At 38.0% G+C, this 22,712-nt stretch carries 24 protein-coding genes, 1 pseudogene and 1 other annotated feature; of the genes and pseudogenes, 24 read left to right on the top strand and 1 reads right to left on the bottom strand.

Features of this window, described 5'->3' with window-relative positions:
- Position 1: 1 nt before the first annotated feature.
- Positions 2-676, top strand: a complete 675-nt coding sequence (gene deoC, locus COE25_RS03880; protein WP_098931379.1) for a deoxyribose-phosphate aldolase — start codon at positions 2-4, stop codon at positions 674-676.
- 65 nt (positions 677-741) lie between these two features.
- Here deoC and COE25_RS03885 read toward each other — a convergent pair whose 3' ends face one another.
- Positions 742-1,683 (bottom strand): Na/Pi symporter, encoded by a 942-nt coding sequence (locus COE25_RS03885; RefSeq protein ID WP_088089027.1) that lies wholly within the window; start codon positions 1,681-1,683, stop codon positions 742-744.
- A 215-nt stretch (positions 1,684-1,898) separates the two neighbouring features.
- On the opposite strand from COE25_RS03885, the gene rpsU reads away from it, so the two are divergent.
- The 23 genes and pseudogenes from rpsU to COE25_RS03995 all read left to right on the top strand — a co-directional run bounded on the left by rpsU (position 1,899) and on the right by COE25_RS03995 (position 22,675).
- On the top strand, positions 1,899-2,072 hold the full coding sequence (gene rpsU / locus COE25_RS03890) for a 30S ribosomal protein S21 (protein ID WP_007087607.1): 174 nt from the start codon (positions 1,899-1,901) through the stop codon (positions 2,070-2,072).
- Between the two features lie 15 nt (positions 2,073-2,087).
- The gene (locus COE25_RS03895) at positions 2,088-2,534 is read left to right on the top strand and encodes a GatB/YqeY domain-containing protein (RefSeq protein ID WP_088089026.1); all 447 of its coding nucleotides are present in this window, start codon (positions 2,088-2,090) and stop codon (positions 2,532-2,534) included.
- Positions 2,535-2,845: 311 nt separating this feature from the next.
- Positions 2,846-3,481, top strand: coding sequence for an NfeD family protein (locus COE25_RS03900; RefSeq protein WP_088089025.1), 636 nt, complete (start codon positions 2,846-2,848; stop codon positions 3,479-3,481).
- A 17-nt stretch (positions 3,482-3,498) separates the two neighbouring features.
- A complete protein-coding gene (gene floA, locus COE25_RS03905) occupies positions 3,499-4,491 on the top strand; it encodes a flotillin-like protein FloA (RefSeq protein WP_168245118.1) in 993 nt (330 codons plus the stop codon).
- A 14-nt stretch (positions 4,492-4,505) separates the two neighbouring features.
- The gene (locus COE25_RS03910) at positions 4,506-4,955 is read left to right on the top strand and encodes a hypothetical protein (protein ID WP_098931382.1); all 450 of its coding nucleotides are present in this window, start codon (positions 4,506-4,508) and stop codon (positions 4,953-4,955) included.
- Between the two features lie 87 nt (positions 4,956-5,042).
- The gene (gene yqfC, locus COE25_RS03915; RefSeq protein WP_098931384.1) at positions 5,043-5,345 is read left to right on the top strand and encodes a sporulation protein YqfC; all 303 of its coding nucleotides are present in this window, start codon (positions 5,043-5,045) and stop codon (positions 5,343-5,345) included.
- Positions 5,342-6,535: a sporulation protein YqfD gene (yqfD, locus tag COE25_RS03920; RefSeq protein ID WP_098931386.1), complete on the top strand. Its 1,194-nt coding sequence runs from the start codon at positions 5,342-5,344 to the stop codon at positions 6,533-6,535. The genes yqfC and yqfD overlap by 4 nt, the downstream gene beginning before the upstream one ends.
- Positions 6,532-7,503: a PhoH family protein gene (locus COE25_RS03925; RefSeq protein ID WP_098931388.1), complete on the top strand. Its 972-nt coding sequence runs from the start codon at positions 6,532-6,534 to the stop codon at positions 7,501-7,503. Before yqfD ends, COE25_RS03925 begins: the two co-directional genes overlap by 4 nt.
- Before the next feature lie 193 nt (positions 7,504-7,696).
- Positions 7,697-9,868: an HD family phosphohydrolase gene (locus tag COE25_RS03930; RefSeq protein WP_088089020.1), complete on the top strand. Its 2,172-nt coding sequence runs from the start codon at positions 7,697-7,699 to the stop codon at positions 9,866-9,868.
- A complete protein-coding gene (gene ybeY, locus COE25_RS03935) occupies positions 9,865-10,335 on the top strand; it encodes an rRNA maturation RNase YbeY (RefSeq protein WP_088089019.1) in 471 nt (156 codons plus the stop codon). Before COE25_RS03930 ends, ybeY begins: the two co-directional genes overlap by 4 nt.
- A complete protein-coding gene (locus COE25_RS03940) occupies positions 10,319-10,696 on the top strand; it encodes a diacylglycerol kinase family protein (protein WP_088089018.1) in 378 nt (125 codons plus the stop codon). Before ybeY ends, COE25_RS03940 begins: the two co-directional genes overlap by 17 nt.
- A 273-nt stretch (positions 10,697-10,969) precedes the next feature.
- A complete protein-coding gene (gene era, locus COE25_RS03945) occupies positions 10,970-11,893 on the top strand; it encodes a GTPase Era (protein ID WP_088089017.1) in 924 nt (307 codons plus the stop codon).
- 191 nt (positions 11,894-12,084) lie between these two features.
- On the top strand, positions 12,085-12,228 hold the full coding sequence (locus tag COE25_RS03950; RefSeq protein ID WP_066257674.1) for a YqzL family protein: 144 nt from the start codon (positions 12,085-12,087) through the stop codon (positions 12,226-12,228).
- A 34-nt stretch (positions 12,229-12,262) separates the two neighbouring features.
- Positions 12,263-13,015 (top strand): DNA repair protein RecO, encoded by a 753-nt coding sequence (gene recO / locus COE25_RS03955; protein WP_098931391.1) that lies wholly within the window; start codon positions 12,263-12,265, stop codon positions 13,013-13,015.
- Positions 13,016-13,065: 50 nt separating this feature from the next.
- Positions 13,066-13,249 (top strand) — a binding site (T-box leader).
- Positions 13,250-13,313: 64 nt separating this feature from the next.
- A complete protein-coding gene (locus tag COE25_RS03960) occupies positions 13,314-14,696 on the top strand; it encodes a glycine--tRNA ligase (protein ID WP_088089015.1) in 1,383 nt (460 codons plus the stop codon).
- 116 nt (positions 14,697-14,812) lie between these two features.
- The gene (ccpN, locus tag COE25_RS03965; RefSeq protein WP_179195921.1) at positions 14,813-15,442 is read left to right on the top strand and encodes a transcriptional regulator CcpN; all 630 of its coding nucleotides are present in this window, start codon (positions 14,813-14,815) and stop codon (positions 15,440-15,442) included.
- A gap of 37 nt (positions 15,443-15,479) precedes the next feature.
- Positions 15,480-16,289 carry a pyruvate, water dikinase regulatory protein gene (locus COE25_RS03970; protein WP_098931393.1) on the top strand — a complete coding sequence of 270 codons (810 nt, stop codon included), beginning with the start codon at positions 15,480-15,482 and terminating at the stop codon, positions 16,287-16,289.
- A 569-nt stretch (positions 16,290-16,858) separates the two neighbouring features.
- On the top strand, positions 16,859-18,667 hold the full coding sequence (gene dnaG / locus COE25_RS03975) for a DNA primase (protein ID WP_098931395.1): 1,809 nt from the start codon (positions 16,859-16,861) through the stop codon (positions 18,665-18,667).
- Between the two features lie 41 nt (positions 18,668-18,708).
- The gene (gene rpoD, locus COE25_RS03980; RefSeq protein WP_088089012.1) at positions 18,709-19,839 is read left to right on the top strand and encodes an RNA polymerase sigma factor RpoD; all 1,131 of its coding nucleotides are present in this window, start codon (positions 18,709-18,711) and stop codon (positions 19,837-19,839) included.
- 194 nt (positions 19,840-20,033) lie between these two features.
- Positions 20,034-20,211: pseudogene (locus tag COE25_RS32185) on the top strand (acyl-CoA dehydrogenase); the annotation flags it as partial.
- Between the two features lie 201 nt (positions 20,212-20,412).
- Positions 20,413-20,778, top strand: a complete 366-nt coding sequence (cccA, locus tag COE25_RS03985; RefSeq protein WP_088089011.1) for a cytochrome c550 — start codon at positions 20,413-20,415, stop codon at positions 20,776-20,778.
- 75 nt (positions 20,779-20,853) lie between these two features.
- Positions 20,854-21,573, top strand: a complete 720-nt coding sequence (locus tag COE25_RS03990; RefSeq protein ID WP_098931397.1) for a tRNA (adenine(22)-N(1))-methyltransferase — start codon at positions 20,854-20,856, stop codon at positions 21,571-21,573.
- A complete protein-coding gene (locus COE25_RS03995; RefSeq protein ID WP_098931399.1) occupies positions 21,560-22,675 on the top strand; it encodes a Nif3-like dinuclear metal center hexameric protein in 1,116 nt (371 codons plus the stop codon). Before COE25_RS03990 ends, COE25_RS03995 begins: the two co-directional genes overlap by 14 nt.
- Positions 22,676-22,712 lie beyond the last annotated feature (37 nt).

Below are 22,712 nucleotides of genomic sequence, written 5' to 3' on the forward strand. Positions count from 1 at the left end.
AATGGTTACTACAAATATTGCTGCAATGATTGACCACACTCTACTGAAGCCGGAAGCAACGAGACAGCAAATTGAATCTTTATGCCAAGAGGCGAAGGAATATAAATTTGCTTCGGTGTGTGTAAATCCTACATGGGTAAGCACAGCTAAAGAACTGCTACAAGGCAGTGGTGTGATGGTTTGTACCGTAATTGGATTTCCGTTAGGAGCGGCCACTTCTGAAACTAAAGCGTTTGAAACAAAAAACGCTATAGAAAATGGTGCGGAAGAAGTGGATATGGTCATAAATATAGGGGCATTAAAGGATCATAACGATGAGTTGGTGGAAAAAGATATTCGGGCGGTGGTTGAGGCTGCAAAGGGCAAAGCACATACAAAAGTTATTATAGAAACAAGTTTGTTAACAAAAGAAGAAAAGATTCGCGCCTGTGAACTTTCCGTTAAAGCAGGAGCAGATTTTGTGAAAACTTCCACAGGATTTTCAACTGGAGGAGCGACAGCGGAAGATATCGCCTTAATGAGGAAAACTGTCGGTCCAGATTTGGGTGTTAAAGCTTCAGGTGGAGTTAGAAATACGGAAGATGTCCAAAAAATGATTGAGGCCGGAGCGACAAGGATTGGGGCCAGTTCAAGTATCGCCATTGTCAAGGGACAAACTGCTACTTCAGATTATTAGGATGATATAAATTCCAAGAATATCCAGTAAATTCAGTATAAGACGGCTAAAAAGCCGTCTTATTTTCATGTACTTGGATTTTTAGGTGTTTTATCATGTAAAAATAAAATCATTTTCCCAAACTTCGTTGCAAATGGTAAGACCAATAAAGAAGTGGCAACATTAAAGATGACACTTATATGGGCTAATTGGACATTTTTTGTATCTGCAAGAAGTGGGGCATTGTCAGTAAGAGTTGGGATGAGCGGGATAAAAAGCAGTACCCCAAATACATTAAGCCAAACGTGCGCAAATGCAGCTAATCTCGATTCCTTTCCCCCGCCAATCGAAGCAATAAGGGCGGTAATACATGTCCCAATATTCGCCCCGAGTACAATGGCAATACCTGCATCAAGCTGCAAGAGCCCAGCTGTTAGGAAGCTCATTGCAATTCCAGTCATTGCCGTACTCGATTGAATAATAGCTGTCATTATGGTGCCGGTTAACAGGCTTAAAAGAATCTGATCATTAATGGAAAGGATAAAATTATTGATCATATTCATCGATGTTAACGGGACAGCCAGCATTTCGAAGCCTTTCATTGCTGCAAAAACAGAGGATATTCCAAATAGTAGCATCCCGATACTTCTCGCTTTTTTATTTCTAAATAATATAAGAAGTGCTCCACAAATAGCGAGTGGAACAAGGACTTTATCTATATTAAACGTAATTAATTCTGTTTTAAAGGTAGTTCCAATATTTGTTCCTAGAATAATCCCAATCGACTGAGGGAACGTCATGATCCTTGCTGAAATTAATCCAATTGTAATCACCATTACGGCAGTACTGCTTTGTAATAGTGCCGTAATAAATGTCCCTGTTAGCATCCCTTTTAAGGGAGTACTAGTCAGTTTAATCAGCCAGCCCTTTAATTTATTTGCTGATAGATTAAACAGCGCAAATCTAATAATAGTCATTCCAAAGACAAATAATAAAATGCAAAGAACAAATAATAATATGTATAACATTGTATGGCCCCCCTCGCTTCATTGTATGGTGGGGGAAGGAGGGACATGCCACTTTTTAAGGGAAATTAAGACAAGTCTATATTTAATTGAATAAAAAATAAAAAGCATGTACTATCACTGTGAATTTCAGTTGACCTTGTATCAAGGTTATATTATAATTGCAAGGTACATGGATTGAATGTTAGTGTGTTGTGTTTCGGAGGGAGGGAAAGAGAATGTCTAAAACCGTCGTTCGTAAAAACGAATCGCTTGAAGATGCTCTTCGTCGCTTCAAACGTACAGTATCAAAAACTGGTACTTTGCAAGAGGCAAGAAAGCGCGAATTCTATGAAAAGCCAAGTGTAAAACGCAAGAAAAAGTCTGAAGCAGCTAGAAAACGTAAGTTTTAAGAGAGGGTGCAATACATGAGTCTTCTCGAGCGTTTGAATAATGATATGAAACAAGCGATGAGAAACAAGGAAAAAGACAAACTCTCAGTAATTCGGATGGTGAAAGCTTCATTGCAAAATGAAGCTATCAAGCTCGGCACAAAAGAGCTTGCAGAAGATGTAGAGTTAACAGTCCTTTCTCGCGAAGTAAAACAACGCAAAGACTCCCTCCATGAATTTGGTAAAGCTGGTCGTGATGACCTAGTTGATAAGTTGCGTACAGAGTTGGCTATCGTTGAATTGTATATGCCAAAACAGCTTTCTGAAGAGGAACTGGTGGAAATTGTTAAAGAAACAATTTCTGAAGTCGGCGCAAAATCAAAAGCAGAAATGGGAAAAGTGATGTCTGCGATTATGCCTAAAGTAAAGGGTAAAGCAGATGGGGCACTTGTAAATAAACTTGTACAACAACACCTTTCATAGTATTCTGACATGAAGACTGTAGGCTATTGGCCTGCGGTCTTTTATTTTTGGCTATATTAAAGCTCATTGTTGATTTTGGCACATGTTGATTGGAGCAGAAGGCGCGAAGACTCCTGCGGGAGGACGGGGCAGGGGAGACACCACAGGCGCTTAGCGCCGAGGAGGCTCCCCGGACCGCCCGCGAACCGCACGCGCCTGGAGCGGAAATTAACAGCCAAGTTTAACAAAGCATCATTTTTAATAATGAAACTTAATTGATTTTCATACGTATTATTAATTGTCGAAGCTAAAGAAAGAAAGGGGGCCTTCGAATGATTGAATTTCTTACTGACCCGATTGTTGTAACCGTTCTATTATCGATTGCGGGAATCGGTATTGTATTAGAGCTTTTTTCATCAAAGTTTGGTGTGGCAGGATTTATTGGTGTGTTTGCGCTCATTTTATTCTTTTATGGGCATTTTCAAGCAGGACTTGCAGGCTATGGTACTTTACTATTATTTGTGGCAGGATTACTGCTGATTTTCTTGGAGTTCTTTTTACCTGGAGCTATTTCTGGCACACTTGGTGTTGCCGCTTTAATTTTAAGTCTTTTTTTAGCAGGAGCGGACACCATCCAAATCGGGGTTTCCATCTTAATTGCGATTTTCTTATCTGTCCTAGTTTTCTTTATGATGATTAAAATTTTTGATAAAAAGCTTGTTTTATTTAATAAAATGGTTCTTTTTGATTCAGCAAGAAAAGAAGATGGATATGTTTCTAATATTAATCGTACCGATCTGTTGGGAATGGAAGGGATTGCCTTGACCATTTTACGCCCAGCAGGAACCGTTATTATTAACAACGAAAGAATTGATGCGGTAACCGAAGGAGGCTTTATCGAGCAGAATGCTATCGTTAAAGTCATAAAGGTTGAAGGAGCACGTATTGTTGTAAGAGAATTAGAATAAAAGAAGGGGGTTAAAAAATGATTGTAGGTAGTGGAACGATTTTTATCATTGCAGTTGTCGTTGTCGCTTTAATCTTATTTGGGATCTTATTATCCTTTGTACCAGTCATGCTCTGGATCTCTGCGCTTGCGGCAGGAGTCCGTATTAGTATCTTTACGTTAGTTGGGATGAGGCTTAGAAGGGTAACGCCAAGCAGAGTGGTTAATCCACTCATAAAAGCCCATAAAGCTGGTTTAAACGTTACCACCAATCAACTGGAAAGTCATTATCTTGCCGGCGGGAATGTTGACAGAGTAGTCAATGCTCTAATTGCTGCACATCGGGCAAATATTGAATTATCGTTTGAACGCTGCGCTGCCATTGACCTAGCAGGGCGTGATGTTTTAGAAGCGGTACAAATGAGTGTTAATCCGAAAGTAATTGAAACTCCATTTATTGCCGGGGTCGCTATGAATGGTATCGAAGTAAAGGCCAAAGCGAGAATTACCGTTCGAGCTAACATTGAGCGTCTTGTCGGTGGTGCTGGGGAAGAAACCGTGGTTGCTCGTGTCGGTGAAGGGGTTGTTTCCACGATCGGTTCATCGGATAGTCATAGCAAGGTGCTCGAGAATCCAGATTTAATCTCGCAAACGGTTCTTTCGAAGGGACTAGATGCCGGAACAGCTTTTGAAATCCTATCGATTGATATTGCTGATGTGGATATCGGTAAAAACATTGGAGCTGAACTACAAACCGAACAAGCTGAAGCGGATAAGAAAATTGCCCAAGCGAAAGCTGAAGAGCGCAGGGCAATGGCTGTGGCGTTAGAACAAGAAATGAAAGCTAAGGTCCAGGAAATGAGGGCAAAGGTCGTGGAAGCGGAGGCGGAGGTTCCTCTTGCAATGGCTCAAGCGCTCAAATCAGGAAATATTGGTGTAATGGATTATATGAACTTTAAAAATATTTCAGCAGATACTGAAATGAGAGGTTCAATTGGTAAGATAACGGGAGACAAAAAAGACGGACAATAAAGGGGTGGTGATTTTTGGAAACCTTAATATTTTTGATTGTCATGGGTATTGTCTCTGTCATTTTCCGTAAGGCAAAAGGTAAGACAGGTCAATCTCGCAATAGGACTTTTTCAAGGGATACTTTTGAAGAAATTCGGACACTAGTTAAAAAGCAACTCAATTATGATGAAATTCCAACAACCAGCACTTTAAAATCAAAGAATATACAATCGGAAATTCCACTGGAAAATCTCGAAAAGCTCGAAATTAAATACCAGCAGTTGAAACAAGAGTCTGAGGTTAAACGAATTGGAATGTCAATAGCCCAGCCAAAGGTCGAGAAGGTAGAAGTTAAATCCGGGCAAGAGGAAGGAAGCATCATTTCTCTTTATCCAGATGAAAAAACGCTCATTAATGGTATGGTTTGGTCAGAAATTCTTGGTGAGCCGCGTTCCAAAAAGCCCTTTTTCCCAAGAAAAGGTTAGTTGTAAATCAACATAGCTAAATAGAAAAAGGTGTGCTAGAACCTCCTTTCATTTCATAAATATGAGATGAAAGGGGGTTCTTTTTTTATGGCGAAAAAATGGGGCCAACGGGTCCGTAACTGGATGGCTGAAAAAATGGATCTTCCTCAAGATGTCATGATGGATTTACCCCGCATTACGATGGTTGGGCAAATTCATGTATATATTGAGAACCATCGTGGCTTGCTTGTGTTTACTGATAAAGAACTCCGTTTGCTATTAAAGCAAGGGCAGTTATTAATAAAAGGTAAATCCTTTGTTATTAAAACGATTTTACCTGAAGAAATTCTGCTTGAAGGGAAAATTGAACAGGTCATTTATTTAAATGATAATCCGGGAGGAACAAAATGAATAACCAGTGGGTCGAATTTTTATATGGCAGGGTTACTGTTAAAGTATCAGGAAAGGGTATTGAACGCTTTTTAAATGTACTTACCAGGAATGGACTTCATATTTGGCATGTCAAACGTCATGGAACAGAGACTATTACTTTTAAGATGAGACTTAGAGATGCCAAGAACATCAGACATTATGCAAGGAAAAGTGAATGCTCCATTTCCTTCCTGCGAAGGAGCGGAGTGCCTTTTTTAATTAAGCGAGTGCTTAAAAATAGTGGCTTTTTAGCGGGGGCAGGAATTTTCATGCTTATCTTAATGGTTTTATCCAATGTTATTTGGGGGATTGAAATAAAAGGGGCAAAACCAGCGACAGAGTATCAGATTCGTAAAGAATTGGACAAGATGGGTGTTAAGATTGGAAAGTTGCAATTATTTGTAGATAATGTGGAAGGTATTCAAAGGAAACTGACTAATAATGTTGGGGATCTAACATGGGTTGGAGTGGAATTAAAAGGGACAACCTTCCACCTTCAAGTTGTCGAGAAAAATGAGCCAAAAAAGCCAGAGCATTTATCACCGAGGAACCTTATCGCAAAAAAGAAAGCGATAATCGTAAATATGTATATTGAAAATGGCCAAAAAATGGTAGAAATTAATGATCATGTGGAGCCGGGGCAATTACTCGTTTCAGGTGAATTTGGACAAGAAGGTACTTCGGAATTGGTTGCGGCCAAAGGTGAGGTTTGGGGTGAAACGTGGTATAAAAGTCATGTGGAGCTCCCGTTAGTAACCAACTTTAAAGTATATAATGGCAAAGAAAAGGAAAAACATTTTATTTTACTGGGGGATTTCGAACTCCCTGTTTGGGGCTTTGGTAAGCCTGAATTCTTGAAATATGAAACCGAAATGAATGTTCATAAAATTCATTTCTTAAAGTGGGAATTGCCAATTTCTTATCTCAACAAAACCCTTCGCGAGCGGGAAGAAATTCAGCGTACCTATTCAAATACAGAGGCCCAACAAATTGCAATTGAGCTGGCAAAAAAACAAATAAAAGGTCGGTTAGATGAAGATGCTATGATAAAAGATGAAAAAATTTTACACAAAGCAATTAAAAATGGTAAAGTTATACTGGATATTCATTTTAAGGTAATAGAAAATATTGCAGTCGGACAACCGATTTCCAAGGAGACTAGTGAATGACAGAAAAGTTAACTTCCATAAATGTACAACTTGAAAATCCTGCAGAAGCAATTAGTTTGCTAGGGAATTCTGATACCAATTTAAAAATTATTGAACAAGAGCTTGATGTTACAATCATTACTCGGGGTGAAGCTGTCAGTTTATCAGGTGATGAGGAAAAGGTAAATCTGGCCGGACAAATACTAAATAAATTAATGATTGTGATTCGAAAGGGAATTAATATTAGTCAAAGAGACGTCCTATACGCGGTCCAAATGGCGAACGCTGGGACACTTGAATATTTTGTGAATTTATATGAAGAAGAAATTGGCAAGAATGTTAAAGGTAAAACGATTCGGATCAAGACGCTTGGACAAAGAGAATATGTAACAGCAATTAAAAAAACAGATCTTGTATTTGGGATTGGCCCTGCCGGAACAGGGAAAACATATCTTGCTGTTGTCATGGCCGTGGGAGCTCTCAAAAATGGGCAAGTGAATAAAATACTTTTAACAAGGCCAGCTGTTGAGGCAGGCGAGAGTCTTGGGTTTCTTCCAGGTGATTTAAAAGAAAAGGTAGACCCATATCTGCGACCACTATATGATGCTCTCCATGATGTGCTTGGGGCTGAACATACTCAAAGGTTAATTGAACGAGGAACCATTGAAATTGCTCCGCTCGCCTATATGAGAGGTCGAACATTAGATGATGCTTTTGTTATACTTGATGAGGCCCAAAACACAACCCATGCACAAATGAAAATGTTTTTGACAAGACTTGGCTTTGGGTCAAAAATGGTCATTACGGGTGATCAAACACAGATCGATTTGCCAAAAGGTGCAAAATCAGGATTAATTGCAGCCGAAGGAATTTTAAAAAATGTAAAGGGCATTTCCTTTGTCTTTTTAGAAACAACTGACGTGGTTCGTCATCCGCTTGTTGGCAGAATTATTGAGGCATACGAGAACAAAGCGAATCAAGAGGGGTAAACTATTTGTGGTTTACCTCTTTTTTGTATGGAAAAGTGAACTTCAAACTAATCATCTTCTAAAGAAGATGAAACTTCTTCGAAAAACTGTTATCATTTTACATAAAGCAGGAACAGTGAAAATATGACAATTTTTGAGAAATGATTTTTTTAATATAAAATCATTTTCATGGGCCGTGGTTGGAGGGATTTAGTTGGGTAAACTACAGCAATACTTCATACGGATACGCAAACTGCTAGATATCACTTTTTTTCTAGTTCTCTTTTTTATCATGTTAGGTACCGTATTATTTGCAGCGATGTATAGTAATGTAAAACCTGAAAAGTTGGATTTAAGCTTGTTTTCAGTAGCAGAAAAAACCATCCGTTCCCCTGGAACAGTGGAGGATAAGAAAAGTACTGAAAATAAGCGTAGGGATGCTCTTGACCAAGTACAGGATGTGTATGCCTTAAAAAAAGAGTATACGCAAAATCGGGTCGATTTAATTAGCTCCATTTTTCAAGCGGTTACAGAAGTGAATGATGAAATAAATGCAGAAATCAAGAAGTTTGAAGAACTGGCCCCAGAAGAAAAACCAGCAAAAACGGAACCTAGTGATTCTGAAAAAGTGATCAGATTAAAGGCAAAATTAACATCGAATGTAGCAAAGGGACTTTCTGACCAGGTTTTTACGGCCTTAGTCCAAGCTAGTAATGATGAATTATCGATCGCAAAGGATTTAACTGTTACTGCGATTAACAATGTTATGGCCCAACGGATTTCTGCTGATGAAGTAGAGAATGCCAAAAAAAGAGTGGAGGAAGAATTAAAATATACAACTTTAAATGATAATTTAAGAAATGGTGTCATTGAACTCGGCAGGTATGCTGTTATTCAAAATGAATTTTATGATCCCAATGCAACAGAAGAGCTGCGACAGCAAGCGGTAGAAAGTGTGGAGCCAGCCAAAATTCTTCAGGGGCAAATTATTGTTGAAGAAGGAGAATTAATCAACCAGGATATTTATAGGCAGTTAAAATTAGTCGGCCTTCTTGATAATGAGAGATCCTTTAAGCCTTTTATTGGATTAATGGTATTGATAACCATTATTCTGTCTTCAATCTATTTTTATTTTTACCAAATAAAATCAATTCCAGAAAAGAGACAGACAGACTTGTTGTTGTATGGGATTGTTTTCATACTTTCAATCTTTATAATGAAAATAATCAGCATGCTGCAAATTTTTAATTTTGCCGGAATTGGCTATCTTTTCCCTGCAGCTTTAGGGGGAATGTTAATTAAGATCTTGATTGATGAAAAGCTTGCCATTCTTATGTCGATTATTATGGCGGTATGCGGAAGTATTTTATTTAACGAGGGAATTACAGGGACACTAAATTTTTCAGAGGGGATTTACATCCTATTCAGTGCCTTAGCAGGAATTTTGTTTCTTAGTAACCAAAACCAGCGTTCAAAAATCTTGCAGGCTGGTTCGTTTGCGGCAATGGTAAATATTTTGTCTATTTTAGCGTTAATGTTTCTTCCAAATGGACAATTTTCTGGTATGGAGTATGGATATTATTTAACCACTGCTCTTGTTTCTGGTATAGGTTCTGCTGTGTTAACGATTGGATTACTGCCTTTTTTTGAGGCGAGTTTTGGAATTCTGTCGACGATGAGGCTGATTGAACTATCCAATCCAAACCATCCACTATTAAGAAAAATATTAATGGAAGCACCAGGTACATATCATCATAGTGTGATGGTTGCTAATCTAGCGGAATCTGCATGTGAAGCAATCGGTGCAAATGGACTTTTAGCAAGAGTGGGCAGCTATTACCATGATATTGGAAAAACACGACGTCCGAATTTTTATATCGAGAATCAGATGCATCTAGAAAATCCTCATGATCGTCTGCCGCCAGATAAAAGTGCAAACATTATTATTGCCCATGTAACAGATGGCTCTAATATATTAAAGAAGTACCATATGCCAAAAGAAATTATCGATATCGCTGAACAGCATCACGGGACAACCTTGCTAAAATTCTTTTATCATAAGGCAACCCAAGGTGAACCTGAAGTAAAGGAAGAGGATTATCGCTATCCTGGTCCAAAGGCAAAAACAAAAGAGTCTGCGGTGGTTGGTATTGCAGATAGCGTCGAGGCGGCAGTCCGCTCATTATCCCAGCCTACGCCTGAATTAATAGAATCACTGGTTAAAAAAATCGTTGCTGATCGTCTCCAAGATGGACAATTAAATGAATGTGATATCACAATGAGAGAAATTGAAACCGTATCTGAAGCTTTATGTGAGACCTTAAAGGGGATTTTTCACTCCAGAATTGAATATCCAGAAATGATAAAGAAGGTGAAGCAAGCATGACATTACTAATAGATTGTATCGACGAAACGGAAAAACTAACAGAAGAACAAATGCTTGAAATCGAAAGGATCCTTACCTTTGCGGCTAGAAAACAGGATGTTGAAGAGCATAGCGAAGTTTCAGTAACATTTGTTTCAAATGATAGAATACAGGAGATCAACAGGGAATACCGCGATAAAGACAAGCCTACGGATGTTATTTCGTTTGCAATGGAAGAGCTTGGGGAAGGTGAGGTAGAGCTGGTAGGGGTTGATATGCCTCGTGTCTTGGGGGATATTATTATCTCTATACCAAAAGCAATCGAGCAAGCAGAAGAATATGGGCATTCTTTTATACGTGAGCTTGGTTTTCTAGCTGTACATGGTTTCCTTCATCTTCTTGGTTATGATCATATGACCGATGAAGAGGAAAAAGAAATGTTCACATTGCAAAAGGAAATATTAGACGAGTATGGACTCAAACGATAAACGACCACAGCAGTCATGGTTGGGTACATTTTCAAATGCAATCGCCGGGATTTTAGTGGCCCTGAAGTCTGAGAAAAATATGCGGTTCCATTTCTTTTGCTCCATTCTTGTTTTACTCGTCTCTTATTATTTTTCCATTACAAAGACTGAATGGATATTCGTCCTTTTTGCTATTGCGGGAATGTTTGCATTAGAATTAGCCAATACCGCAATCGAACGAGTTGTCGATCTAGTTACAAAAGAGTATCATCCATTAGCAAAACAAGCGAAGGATTTGGCAGCAGGAGCGGTGTTAGTTTATGCCGTCCTATCGGTTGTAATTGGCCTATTAATATTTTTACCCTACCTACAAAGGCTTTAAAAAATTAAGCTAAATTAGAGTTTATTTACCATCATTTGAAATGAGATACTGGATTAGGTAAAATAACTTATCAGCAAAATTAATAAGACTTGCTGATTTATGAGAAAATTCTAATTTTTATAAATTTTTTACTTCAACCTAATGATTTTCAATCAATTTTGAGGTAAAATAAAGAAACAGCAGATTCCTGCTGGAAGGGAAGAACACTAGTGAACATCGATCAACTAATTAAAGAAACAAAAAAAGCAAGTTCCTTCATACAGGAGGATCTTTATGCTGAATAATGACAACGGAAGAAAAGGATACAAGTCAGGTTTTATTTCGATTATTGGCCGGCCGAATGTAGGTAAATCCACGTTTCTTAATCGCGTGATTGGCCAAAAAATTGCCATAATGAGTGATAAAGCACAAACAACTCGTAATAAAATCCAAGGTGTGTTAACAGTAAATGATGCCCAGATGATTTTTATAGATACACCAGGTATCCATAAACCCAAGCACAAATTAGGCGATTTTATGATGAAGGTTGCTGTAAATACGCTAAAAGAAGTTGATTTGATTTTATTTATGGTAAATGCTGAAGAAGGATTTGGACGTGGTGAAGAATTTATTCTTGAAAAATTTCAAACAGTAAATACGCCAATCTTTCTTGTAATTAATAAAATTGATCAAGTCCATCCTGATAAATTATTGCCGATTATTGAATCATATAAAGAAAAATACCCATTTAAAGAAATTGTCCCAATATCAGCGCTTGAAGGAAACAATGTGGAGCAATTGTTAGGACAGATTAAGTCCTTCTTGCCGGAGGGACCACAATACTATCCAGCAGACCAGGTCACAGATCACCCAGAACGGTTTATAATTACCGAGTTAATAAGGGAAAAAGCTCTCCACTTAACACGAGAGGAAATTCCCCACTCTTTAGCTGTGGTTCTTGACAAAATGGAGCGGAGAGAGGGTAAAGAAATTATTGATGTCATGGCAACCGTAATTGTCGAACGTGATTCACAAAAAGGAATTATTATTGGTAAGCAAGGCAGCATGTTAAAAGAAATAGGCAAGCGTGCACGAGTTGATATTGAAAATCTTTTAGGGTCAAAAGTTTATTTAGAGCTATGGGTAAAAGTTCAAAAAGATTGGCGCAATAAGATGTCCCAGCTTCGAGATTATGGCTTCAATGAGGATGAATATTGATTAATAATGGCCGACCAAGGCGCTTCCGCTTTTCTAATAACCCTAACTAAAATATTACCGATTATTTCAAATTATGCATGGACAACATTAACAAATATTTCGTCTTATGATTTTTGCGCTGGCAGGCTATGATAATTGTAAGGTTTGGGACCGAATGAAAGCTAGTCTAAATATGAAAGGTGGGGTTTTCGATGATGGATTTTACGTGGAAAGTATTCCTCCAAACAGGTAATATTGACACATATCTTCTCATTAAAGAACTTGAGAAGGAAAACCAAGAAATACCCGGAAATCTGAATGATGAGCTAGCACAAATCGATTTTCCCGTTTCATAAGTTTGCCTTCGTGCTACTTTAGAAGGTGACAATAATGCTTCAGAAGTGTGAAGGCATCGTTATTAGAACAACAGATTATAGTGAAACAAATAAAATAGTAACAATATATACAAGGGAATGGGGAAAGATTGGAGTCATGGCTCGTGGTGCAAAAAAGCCAAACAGCCGCCTTTCCTCTATTACACAACTTTTTACACATGGTTATTTTCTAATTACTAGAGGATCTGGTTTAGGAAGCATGCAGCAGGGTGAAACTGCTACATCATTAAGATCGATTGGTGAAGACATTTTTTTAACTGCCTATGCTAGTTATATTGTCGAGTTAACCGATAAATGCACGGAAGAAAAAAAACCAAACCCTTTTCATTTTGAATTGCTCTATCAAACATTAAATTATTTGAATGAGGGCTATGACCCAGATATTCTCATGAATATCTATGAGATGAAAATGTTAAATGTGTTGGGATTAAACCCAATCTTAAATCAATGTTCCGTTTGCGGCAGTACAGACGGACATTTTTCTTTTTCCATTCGTGAAGGTGGGCTTATCTGTCATCGTTGTCTGGATAAAGATCCGTACCATTTCAAATTAACGCCGAGTACGATTAAATTATTAAGGCTATTTTATTATTTTGATCTTTCTAGGTTAGGAAATATTTCTGTTAAAGAAGATACAAAGGCTGAACTTAAGAATGTTATTACTTCTTACTATGAAGAGTATTCCGGACTTCATCTCAAAACAAAGAAGTTTCTTAATTCCATGGATAAATTCAGAAATCTCTTATAAGCACCCTGTTGACAATGTTTGGAGTTTTCGTTATTATTTTCATTAATAAAATATTTGCATTGACGGAAAAAAGTACTTAGTCATCTCTATAAAAGCGAACCTAGGGTGGTGGAAGCTAGGGTATAGGGCACTAAGGAAGGCGTTCCTGAGCAATCTTTGTGTTTATTAACACGATTAAAGAGGCTGTTTTTTGCAGCAATTAGGGTGGAACCGCGGGTAACTCTCGTCCCTATGCTTAACAAGCATAGGAACGAGAGTTTTTTTGTTTGAATCAAATTTATTAAAAGGAGCAATTTCAATGAATGTAACAATGGAACAAATCGTCTCACATGCAAAGCACAGAGGATTTATTTTTCCAGGTTCAGAGATTTACGGAGGACTTGCAAATACGTGGGATTACGGCCCGCTAGGCGTTGAATTTAAAAACAATATTAAACAGGCATGGTGGAAAAAGTTTGTTCAAGAGTCGCCTTATAATGTTGGCTTAGATGCAAGTATTCTGATGAATCCTCGTACTTGGGAAGCATCAGGGCATATTGGGAACTTTAATGACCCAATGATTGATTGTAAAAATTGTAAAGCACGCCATCGCGCGGATAAATTAATTGAAAATGCACTAGATGAAAAAGGCATTGAAATGATTGTCGACGGCTTACCATTTGAAAAAATGGAAGAACTGGTTAAAGAACACAATATCGCATGCCCGGACTGTGGCAGTCATGATTTTACTGGTATCCGTCAGTTCAACTTAATGTTTAAAACCTTCCAGGGGGTAACAGAATCAAGTACGAATGAAATTTTCCTTCGCCCTGAAACGGCCCAAGGTATTTTTGTTAACTTTAAAAATGTTCAGCGTACGATGAGAAAGAAAATGCCGTTTGGAATTGCTCAAATAGGAAAAAGTTTCCGAAATGAAATTACTCCGGGGAATTTTACATTCAGGACAAGAGAGTTTGAACAAATGGAACTTGAATTTTTCTGTAAGCCTGGTGAAGAACTAAAATGGTTTGATTATTGGAAACAATTTGCTGAAGACTGGTTAATGTCTTTAGGTCTTACCAAAGAAAATTTAAGGCTTCGCGACCACTCTGAAGATGAATTATCCCATTATAGTAATGCGACTACTGATTTTGAATTTAAGTTCCCGTTTGGCTGGGGTGAACTTTGGGGTGTCGCTTCAAGAACAGATTATGACTTGAAGCAGCATATGGAGTATTCCGGTGAAGATTTCCATTATCTTGATCCTGAAACAAATGAAAAGTATGTCCCATTCTGTATTGAACCTTCCTTAGGAGCGGATCGGGTTACGTTAGCCTTCTTAATTGATGCCTATGATGAAGAACAGCTTGAAGATGGTACATCAAGAACGGTCATGCATTTCCACCCTGCCCTAGCCCCATTTAAGGCGGCAGTCCTTCCATTATCGAAGAAACTGTCTGAAGAAGCACGAGAAGTATTTGCTGCTCTAGCTAAGCACTTTTCAGTGGATTATGACGAATCAGGTTCCATTGGGAAACGCTATCGTCGTCATGATGAAATTGGTACACCTTTTTGTATCACTTATGATTTTGACTCTAAAGAAGACAATATGGTTACTGTTCGAGACCGTGATACAATGGAACAAAAACGGATTCCAGTAAGTGATCTTGTTAGCTTTTTGCAAGAAAAGATGACGTTTTAATGGAAAACTCGCCAATTGGCGAGTTTTCTTAATACATTCCTTAGTATATAATATTCCTAATAAAGTATGACTATTTGAAGGTTGTGGGTAACCCTTCATAATGTAATACAAAGGTGGTGTGTACAATCGAACTGACCAAACGGCAAGAACATATTTTACAAATTGTAAAAGAAAATGGGCCGATTACCGGAGAGCATATTGCCGATCAATTAAGTTTGACAAGAGCAACATTGAGGCCGGATCTGGCAATTTTGACAATGGCTGGCTTTTTAGATGCAAGACCGCGTGTGGGTTATTTTTATACGGGTAAATCTGGGACACAGCTTTTAACTGAAAATTTACAAAAAATATATGTGAAAGATTATCAATCCATCCCTATTGTGGTGAATGAAAATATTTCTGTATATGATGCGATCTGTACCATGTTCCTTGAAGATGTGGGAACATTATTTGTAGTGGATCAAAATACCATCCTTGTTGGGGTATTGTCCAGAAAAGATTTGCTTAGAGCAAGTATAGGTAAACAAGAGCTTTCCACCATTCCTGTCAATATTATTATGACTAGAATGCCGAATATAACTATGTGTGAACGGGACGATTTATTAATCGATATCGCCAAAAAATTAATTGAAAAACAAATTGATGCCCTGCCAGTGGTTCGAAAATCAGAAAATGGATATGAGGTTATCGGCAGATTAACGAAAACAAACATTACAAAAGCGTTTGTTGGACTGGGTGATGAGTAAGTCACAAGTTAACTTGTAGAGGGGTTGTGTAGGGAGAATGGGTGTACCAATTATTTATGTTGTATCTGATTCAGTAGGGGAAACGGCTGAATTAGTTACCAAAGCAGCAATAAGCCAGTTTAATGGCTCAGGAATGAATTTAAAAAGGTTTCCCTATGTAGAGGACCAGGAACATATTGATGAAGTTCTTTCACTTGTTAAACTGGATAAAGCTATGATTGCATTTACGCTTGTCAAACCTGAAATGCGTACATATATCAAGGAAAGAGCGGAAAAGGAAGGGATTCTGGCAGTCGATTTAATTGGTCCAATAATGGACAAGATTCAAGCTTTTAGTGGGAAGACACCTTTATGTGAACCGGGCCTTGTTCGAAAACTTGATGAGGATTATTTTAAAAAAGTAGAAGCAATTGAATTTGCTGTAAAATATGATGATGGCCGTGACCCAAGAGGAATCCTAAAAGCAGATATTGTCCTAATTGGCGTTTCAAGAACTTCAAAGACACCACTTTCCCAGTACTTAGCCCATAAACGTTTAAAGGTTGCTAATGTCCCGCTGGTACCTGAAGTGGATCCGCCAGAAGAACTATATAGGGTTCCGATCGAAAAATGCTTCGGTTTAAAAATAAGTCCTGAAAAGTTAAACAATATCAGACGAGAACGATTAATTTCCTTAGGATTAAATGATAAGGCAAGTTATGCCAATATTGAACGGATTAAAGCGGAGTTAATCTTTTTTGAAAAAGTAGTGGAGAAAATAAATTGTCCCATTATTGATGTAACCAATAAAGCGGTTGAAGAAACAGCAAATGTTATCCTAAATTATATTCATAAAGGGAGACCTTAACACATAATCATTTGATTATGTGTTTTCTTCTGATAGAAAGTGGAATAATAATGATAAAAAGTTATGGTAAAATGATAATAAATGTACTATAATAAAAAATTGTGATAAAAATATATCTTTTTAGGTTTAGACTTGCTTGTGAACGAATAAACTATTTATTGTTAGATGTCAAGGGGACCCCCTAAAAAGAATTCGACATAAATCCTTTTACAAAAGTTATTTGTTAAAGAAGGAATATGCGGAGAGATGTAGAATTAATACTAATGTAGAAGGCAATCCGACTATTTATGTCGATGCAGATTCATGCCCACTGGGCAGAGATTGTCGAAATAGGATCCAAGTTTAGCGTCCGTGTTCTTTTTGTTGCTTCCTCCGTCTCCATATGAATGAAGAAAAATCTACATAGGAAGACTGGAAATATGTTGACGCTGGGAAGGGAGAGGCTCTAAATCCTTCCAAACTGAAGATCGTTCAAAATTTATGACAAAATTAATAAAAATTTTGTCGAAATTTGCAGGAATTTAAAGATTGCCTGCCGAATACCTGATAGTACAAATGGAGTTGTTTTCATGGCAGAGCGTATTGCCGAAGAAAAGATTAATCAAATTCGTCAGGCTGTTGATATTGTCGAAGTAATCAGCGATTATGTTCAACTGAAAAAACAGGGGCGAAATTACTTCGGATTATGTCCATTCCATGGAGAAAGTACCCCATCATTTTCAGTATCAATTGATAAACAAATTTTCCATTGTTTTGGCTGTGGCGCTGGCGGTAATGTTTTTTCTTTTTTAATGGAACTTGAAGGGATTTCATTTCAGGAAGCTGCCATTAAACTAGCTTCGAAGGTAAATATCGACCTTGAAATTAATTTATCTGGGGGACAAGGCGAGAAAAAGGTTTCTCAAGAGCACCAAGCTTTTTTAGGGGCTCATGAGCTGTTACAGAAATTTTACCATCACTTGCTTGTAAATACAAAAGAAGGCGGGCAGGCTTTAGAGTATCTGCTGAGCAGGGGATTTACTCGCGAATCGATTGATAAGTTTCAAATTGGGTATTCCCTAAATTCATGGGATTTTGTTTATAAATTTCTATCTAAAAGAGATTTCCCACCTGAATGGATGGAGAAAGCCGGATTAATTATCAAACGTGAAAGGGATGGGACTTATTTCGATCGATTTAGGGATCGAATAATGTTTCCGATTTTTGACCGAAATGGTAATACGATTGCTTTTTCAGGCAGATCACTCGGGGCCGAAGAGCCCAAATATCTAAATAGTCCTGAAACGCCAATCTTTAATAAAAGTAAAATTTTATATAATTATCATAATGCGAAGCCAAGTTTAAAAAAATTGCAATATGCTGTTTTATTTGAGGGATTTGCCGATGTAATTTCCGCAGATCGCTCGGGTGTGGAAAATGGCATTGCCACAATGGGGACATCCTTGACAGATGAACATATAGCCCTTTTAAGGCAAAGTGTCCAATCCGTAACCATCTGTTACGATTCAGATAAGGCAGGAATTGAAGCTGCTTTTCGAGCGGGGAACCATCTTAACAATGCTGGCTTTCAAATAAAGGTAGCGATGATGCCAGACGGCATGGACCCCGATGAATACATTAAAAAGAACGGTCCTGAGAAATTCCGAAATGAGGTTATCGCGGCCGGCTTAACATGGATGGCGTTTAAATTTCTTTACTTTCGCAGAGGTAAAAATCTTCAGCTAGAAGGAGATAGGCTTGCATATATCGAAGTGATAATTAAAGAAATCAGCAATTTGAATAAAGCAGTTGAAAGAGATCATTATTTGCGGCAACTTGCAGCAGAATTTTCACTCTCATTAGATGCATTGAAACAGCAGCAAAAGCAAATTTTCTTCGCTGATAAAAGAAAAACTACCGGAAAAAACCAACCTGTTGATAAACCTATTTTAATTCCTAAGAAAGTAAGTGAACTCAAGCCAGCGCATTACACAGCAGAAAGGCGATTAATCGCACACATGCTAAAAGATCGAGATGTTGCTTATAAAGTTCAGGATTTATTACAAGAAAATACGTTTAATATTGATGAACATCAGGCAATAATAACCTATCTGCTAGGATTTTATGAGGATCATTTCCAACCTGATTCAAGTGCATTTTTATCCTATATTCAAGATGATAATCTTAGGAGAATGGTTGCTAATATTGAAATGATGTCCATAAATGACGAATTAAGCAATCAAGAATTAACTGATTATATCAAACAGGTGTTGAATTATCAAAAATTGTTAAAGATAAAAGAAAAAGAAGTGGAACAAAAAGAAGCAGAGCGACAAAGTGATCTTGGTAAAGCTGCTGCAATTGCAATGGAAATTATTCAATTGCGTAAATCTCTATAGATTCCATTTTACTGTCTTTGATTCTGGAAGGAGGGGGACATATGGCTGCTGAAAAATCAGCCCGTTCAAAAGAAGTTGAGAATGAATTCACTTTTGAACAAGTGAAAGACCAGTTAACGGCACTGGGTAAAAAAACCGGCGTCCTTGCCTATGATGATATTGCTGAGAAATTGGCTAATTTTGAACTAGATTCACACCAAATGGACGAATTTTACGAGTTCCTCGGTGATCAAGGTATTGAATTAGTTGGTGAAAGTGACGAGGAAGATCCAAATCCTAAGCAATTAGCTAAAGGTGATGATGATGAATTTGATCTAAATGATCTTAGCGTCCCTCCAGGGGTTAAGATTAATGATCCAGTTCGTATGTACTTAAAAGAAATCGGCCGTGTTGATTTGCTTTCTGCTGAAGAGGAAATTAAGCTGGCTAACCGAATTGAAGCAGGCGACGAAGAAGCTAAACGACGTCTAGCTGAAGCCAACCTCCGTCTTGTAGTAAGTATTGCAAAGCGCTACGTCGGTCGTGGAATGCTCTTTCTTGATCTTATTCAGGAAGGTAATATGGGTCTAATCAAAGCTGTTGAGAAGTTTGATTATCGAAAAGGCTTCAAATTTAGTACCTATGCAACTTGGTGGATTCGTCAAGCCATCACACGTGCGATTGCAGACCAAGCAAGGACCATACGGATTCCTGTGCATATGGTTGAAACCATTAATAAATTAATTCGTGTTCAGCGTCAATTACTTCAGGATCTTGGCCGTGAACCAACACCTGAAGAAATTGGTGAAGATATGGATCTAACACCTGATAAGGTTAGGGAAATTTTGAAAATTGCCCAAGAGCCTGTATCACTGGAAACACCTATTGGTGAAGAAGATGATTCCCACCTCGGTGATTTTATTGAAGACCAGGATGCAACCTCACCTTCAGAGCATGCTGCCTATGAATTATTAAAAGAGCAACTTGAAGATGTCTTAGATACTTTAACAGACCGGGAAGAAAATGTCCTTCGCCTGCGTTTTGGACTGGATGATGGACGTACTCGTACACTCGAAGAGGTAGGAAAGGTCTTCGGTGTTACTCGTGAGCGTATCCGTCAAATTGAAGCAAAGGCATTGCGGAAATTACGCCATCCTAGTCGCAGCAAACGATTAAAAGATTTCTTAGAATAAAATATTCTAATGAATAGTCTACTTCATAACTGAAGTAGGCTTTTTTCTTGTGCATCAATTAATGAATACACAAGTGGAAACACTTAAGTAAATGTAAGCACTTTCTCTATTTGAATCCATTTTACTGAATTGTCTCTCATTTTGCAAATAGACTTAAGAAAATTCATGGCCCGCTTTTTATTCTTTTATTTTAGGAGATGGGCTTGAAATTATCAAATACAACCGAACTGTGTTAGAAGATGTCAAAGTACCTTTTGAGAACCTTTTAGGGAAGCTTGGAGAGGCCTTAAACAGTTTTTATTTATGGTTAGATGGCCGGACCGTATAGGGATTGGTGCAATAGCCGTAGGGATTGTTCAGGGAGCCTATGATTAATAAAATAAAATAGTAAATTTTAAAACAGGCTAAACTAGATATTTTCACTAATTTGGCTTGTTTTCTTTTTTTTATTAAGATTATAGTGATAAAATAAGTTTAGGGCTTTTCCTTCTGTTCATTTTCAAGTAAAATAGTAGTTGTTTGTAGACTTTATTCAATATTTAACAGACGTTCGTACATAAGGGAGGTTATATCATGAAGCGAAATCCGGTTATTCCTTACGTTCTCATCATGGCATTTGGAATTGTGTTAATTCTAATTTTGTCTTTCAAAGGCCTTGGTGATATGAAAGAAGTTGCTAAGGAAAATGGTGAAGGCAATGAGAAAACAGAGGTTGCCGCATCAAAGCCAGAAGACATTTACAAGCAATCTTGTATTGGCTGTCATGGCGACCAGTATCAAGGGGTAGTAGGACCTACATTAAAAGGTGTGGGCAGCAAGTATTCTAAGGAAGAACTTATGACTTTTGTTACAAAAGGTAAGGGTACAGGCATGCCAGCAGGTCTTGTTAAACCAGAACAGGCTGCAGCAATGGCAGATTGGTTAGCAAACATTAAATAACTAGAAAAGGTCCTTTGCATCTGTAAAGGACTTTTTTTATACTATATAAATTACATATAAAAAGTGGTGGTATGTTTGAATACAGATAAATTGTCAGCAAGATTGGCTGCGGTTTCTAACTATGTTCCAAAAGGAGCGAGGCTCGCAGATATTGGCTCAGACCATGCTTATTTACCTTGTTTCTTAGCAAAAAATGAGGGATTACCATTTGCCATTGCTGGTGAGGTTGCTAAGGGTCCCTTCCAGTTGGCTGAGAGGAATGTATTAGCAGAAGGGTTAGCGGGGGTTATTTCCGTGCGATTAGGTGATGGTCTGGAAGTTATTCAACCGGGTGAAGTGGATTGTATTACAATTGCTGGAATGGGCGGTGCCTTAATTGCAAACATTCTAGAAAATGGTAAAGATAAACTGACTTCCGTCAAACGCCTGGTGTTACAACCAAATATTAGCGCGATTTCGATCAGGAAATGGTTTATTGAAAATAACTGGGAACTAATTGACGAAGAAATACTTGAGGAAGATGGGAAAATATACGAGATTTTAATAGGTGAAAAGGGCGATCCTAATAAGCCTTATAAAAAAAATCTTGATATGGGGCTTTTAGTGGGTCCATTCCTTCTACAAAAACAGGATAAAACCTTTAAGAAAAAATGGACAGCAGAAATAAACAATTGGCAGCGTATATATGAAGCACTTGAGGGTGCAAGCCAAACTCCTGAAACGAATGAAAAAAAACAAGAGATGATCGCCAAAATTAAGCTGGTAGAGGAGGCTTTAAAGAATGAAAATTCCTAATGGTCACGAAGTCATTCAACTATTTGAACAGTTTTCCCCGAAAGGTTTGGCGATGGAAGGGGATAAGATTGGCTTACAAATAGGACGCTTAAATAAAAAAGTTGAACGAATAATGATTGCCCTTGATGTCCTGGAAAATGTAATCGATGAGGCAATTGAAAAAAATGTTCAGCTCATTATTGCCCACCATCCGATTATTTATCGACCTCTTAAGAATTTGCTAACTGACACGGTTCAAGGGAAAATGATCGAAAAAATATTGAAACACGATATTGCTGTTTACGCAGCCCATACGAACCTTGATGTCGCAAAAGGCGGGGTAAATGACCTGCTTGCAAATGCTTTAGAATTAGAAGATGCAGAGGTACTCGTGCCGACTTTTGATACAAAGCTAAAGAAATTAGTTGTTTTTGTCCCAGCAAGCCATGCAGAAGTTATTAGAAAAGTCCTTGGAAATGCAGGCGCAGGATTTATTGGAAACTACAGCCATTGTTCATTTTCCGCAAATGGGACAGGAAGATTTGTGCCTGGTGAAAATACCAATCCATTTGTTGGTGAGACAGGCAGGTTAGAAGAAGTGGAGGAAGTAAGAATCGAGACCATTGTTCCTGAACCACTTCTAAAGAAAACGATTACTGCTATGATAAAAGCACATCCATATGAAGAGGTGGCCTATGATGTCTACCCGCTTGAGAACAAAGGTGAAGTACTCGGTCTTGGCCGAATCGGAAAAGTCCATGAAATGACATTAGGAGAATTTGCGGAAAAAGTGAAATTAGCACTTGAAGTTTCAACTGTCCGTGTGGTTGGCGATTTAAGCACTAAAATTAAAAAGGTTGCTGTTTTAGGCGGGGATGGAAATAAATACTTCATGAATGCCAAGTTTCAAGGGGCAGATGTGTATGTTACAGGGGATATTTATTATCACACTGCCCATGATGCAGCAATGCAGGGCTTGAATATGATTGATCCAGGCCATAATGTGGAAAAAGTGATGAAAAAAGGCCTGACTGCAACATTACAAAAGATGTGTCAAGAAACGGGTTATACCGTGGAGATTTTTCCTTCTGAAGTAAATACAGATCCATTCCAATTTGTATAAAAGCAAAGAACCGGTCCGCAGACTCGGTTCTTTTTAT

Source organism: Bacillus sp. AFS031507, assembly GCF_002584635.1.
Lineage (GTDB): Bacteria > Bacillota > Bacilli > Bacillales > Cytobacillaceae > Neobacillus.

What these genes read in the sequence shown, in the direction of transcription:
- COE25_RS03895 (WP_088089026.1), top strand. Translation starts at nt 2,088, where the DNA reads ATGAGTCTTCTCGAGCGTTTGAATAATGATATGAAACAAGCGATGAGA.
- cccA (WP_088089011.1), top strand. Translation starts at nt 20,413, where the DNA reads ATGAAGCGAAATCCGGTTATTCCTTACGTTCTCATCATGGCATTTGGA.
- recO (WP_098931391.1), top strand. Translation starts at nt 12,263, where the DNA reads ATGCTTCAGAAGTGTGAAGGCATCGTTATTAGAACAACAGATTATAGT.
- COE25_RS03995 (WP_098931399.1), top strand. Translation starts at nt 21,560, where the DNA reads ATGAAAATTCCTAATGGTCACGAAGTCATTCAACTATTTGAACAGTTT.
- COE25_RS03925 (WP_098931388.1), top strand. Translation starts at nt 6,532, where the DNA reads ATGACAGAAAAGTTAACTTCCATAAATGTACAACTTGAAAATCCTGCA.
- COE25_RS03940 (WP_088089018.1), top strand. Translation starts at nt 10,319, where the DNA reads ATGGACTCAAACGATAAACGACCACAGCAGTCATGGTTGGGTACATTT.
- yqfC (WP_098931384.1), top strand. Translation starts at nt 5,043, where the DNA reads ATGGCGAAAAAATGGGGCCAACGGGTCCGTAACTGGATGGCTGAAAAA.
- COE25_RS03970 (WP_098931393.1), top strand. Translation starts at nt 15,480, where the DNA reads ATGGGTGTACCAATTATTTATGTTGTATCTGATTCAGTAGGGGAAACG.
- dnaG (WP_098931395.1), top strand. Translation starts at nt 16,859, where the DNA reads ATGGCAGAGCGTATTGCCGAAGAAAAGATTAATCAAATTCGTCAGGCT.
- yqfD (WP_098931386.1), top strand. Translation starts at nt 5,342, where the DNA reads ATGAATAACCAGTGGGTCGAATTTTTATATGGCAGGGTTACTGTTAAA.
- COE25_RS03950 (WP_066257674.1), top strand. Translation starts at nt 12,085, where the DNA reads ATGATGGATTTTACGTGGAAAGTATTCCTCCAAACAGGTAATATTGAC.
- floA (WP_168245118.1), top strand. Translation starts at nt 3,499, where the DNA reads ATGATTGTAGGTAGTGGAACGATTTTTATCATTGCAGTTGTCGTTGTC.
- rpsU (WP_007087607.1), top strand. Translation starts at nt 1,899, where the DNA reads ATGTCTAAAACCGTCGTTCGTAAAAACGAATCGCTTGAAGATGCTCTT.
- COE25_RS03900 (WP_088089025.1), top strand. Translation starts at nt 2,846, where the DNA reads ATGATTGAATTTCTTACTGACCCGATTGTTGTAACCGTTCTATTATCG.
- era (WP_088089017.1), top strand. Translation starts at nt 10,970, where the DNA reads ATGCTGAATAATGACAACGGAAGAAAAGGATACAAGTCAGGTTTTATT.
- COE25_RS03960 (WP_088089015.1), top strand. Translation starts at nt 13,314, where the DNA reads ATGAATGTAACAATGGAACAAATCGTCTCACATGCAAAGCACAGAGGA.
- ybeY (WP_088089019.1), top strand. Translation starts at nt 9,865, where the DNA reads ATGACATTACTAATAGATTGTATCGACGAAACGGAAAAACTAACAGAA.
- COE25_RS03885 (WP_088089027.1), bottom strand. Translation starts at nt 1,683, where the DNA reads ATGTTATACATATTATTATTTGTTCTTTGCATTTTATTATTTGTCTTT.
- rpoD (WP_088089012.1), top strand. Translation starts at nt 18,709, where the DNA reads ATGGCTGCTGAAAAATCAGCCCGTTCAAAAGAAGTTGAGAATGAATTC.
- deoC (WP_098931379.1), top strand. Translation starts at nt 2, where the DNA reads ATGGTTACTACAAATATTGCTGCAATGATTGACCACACTCTACTGAAG.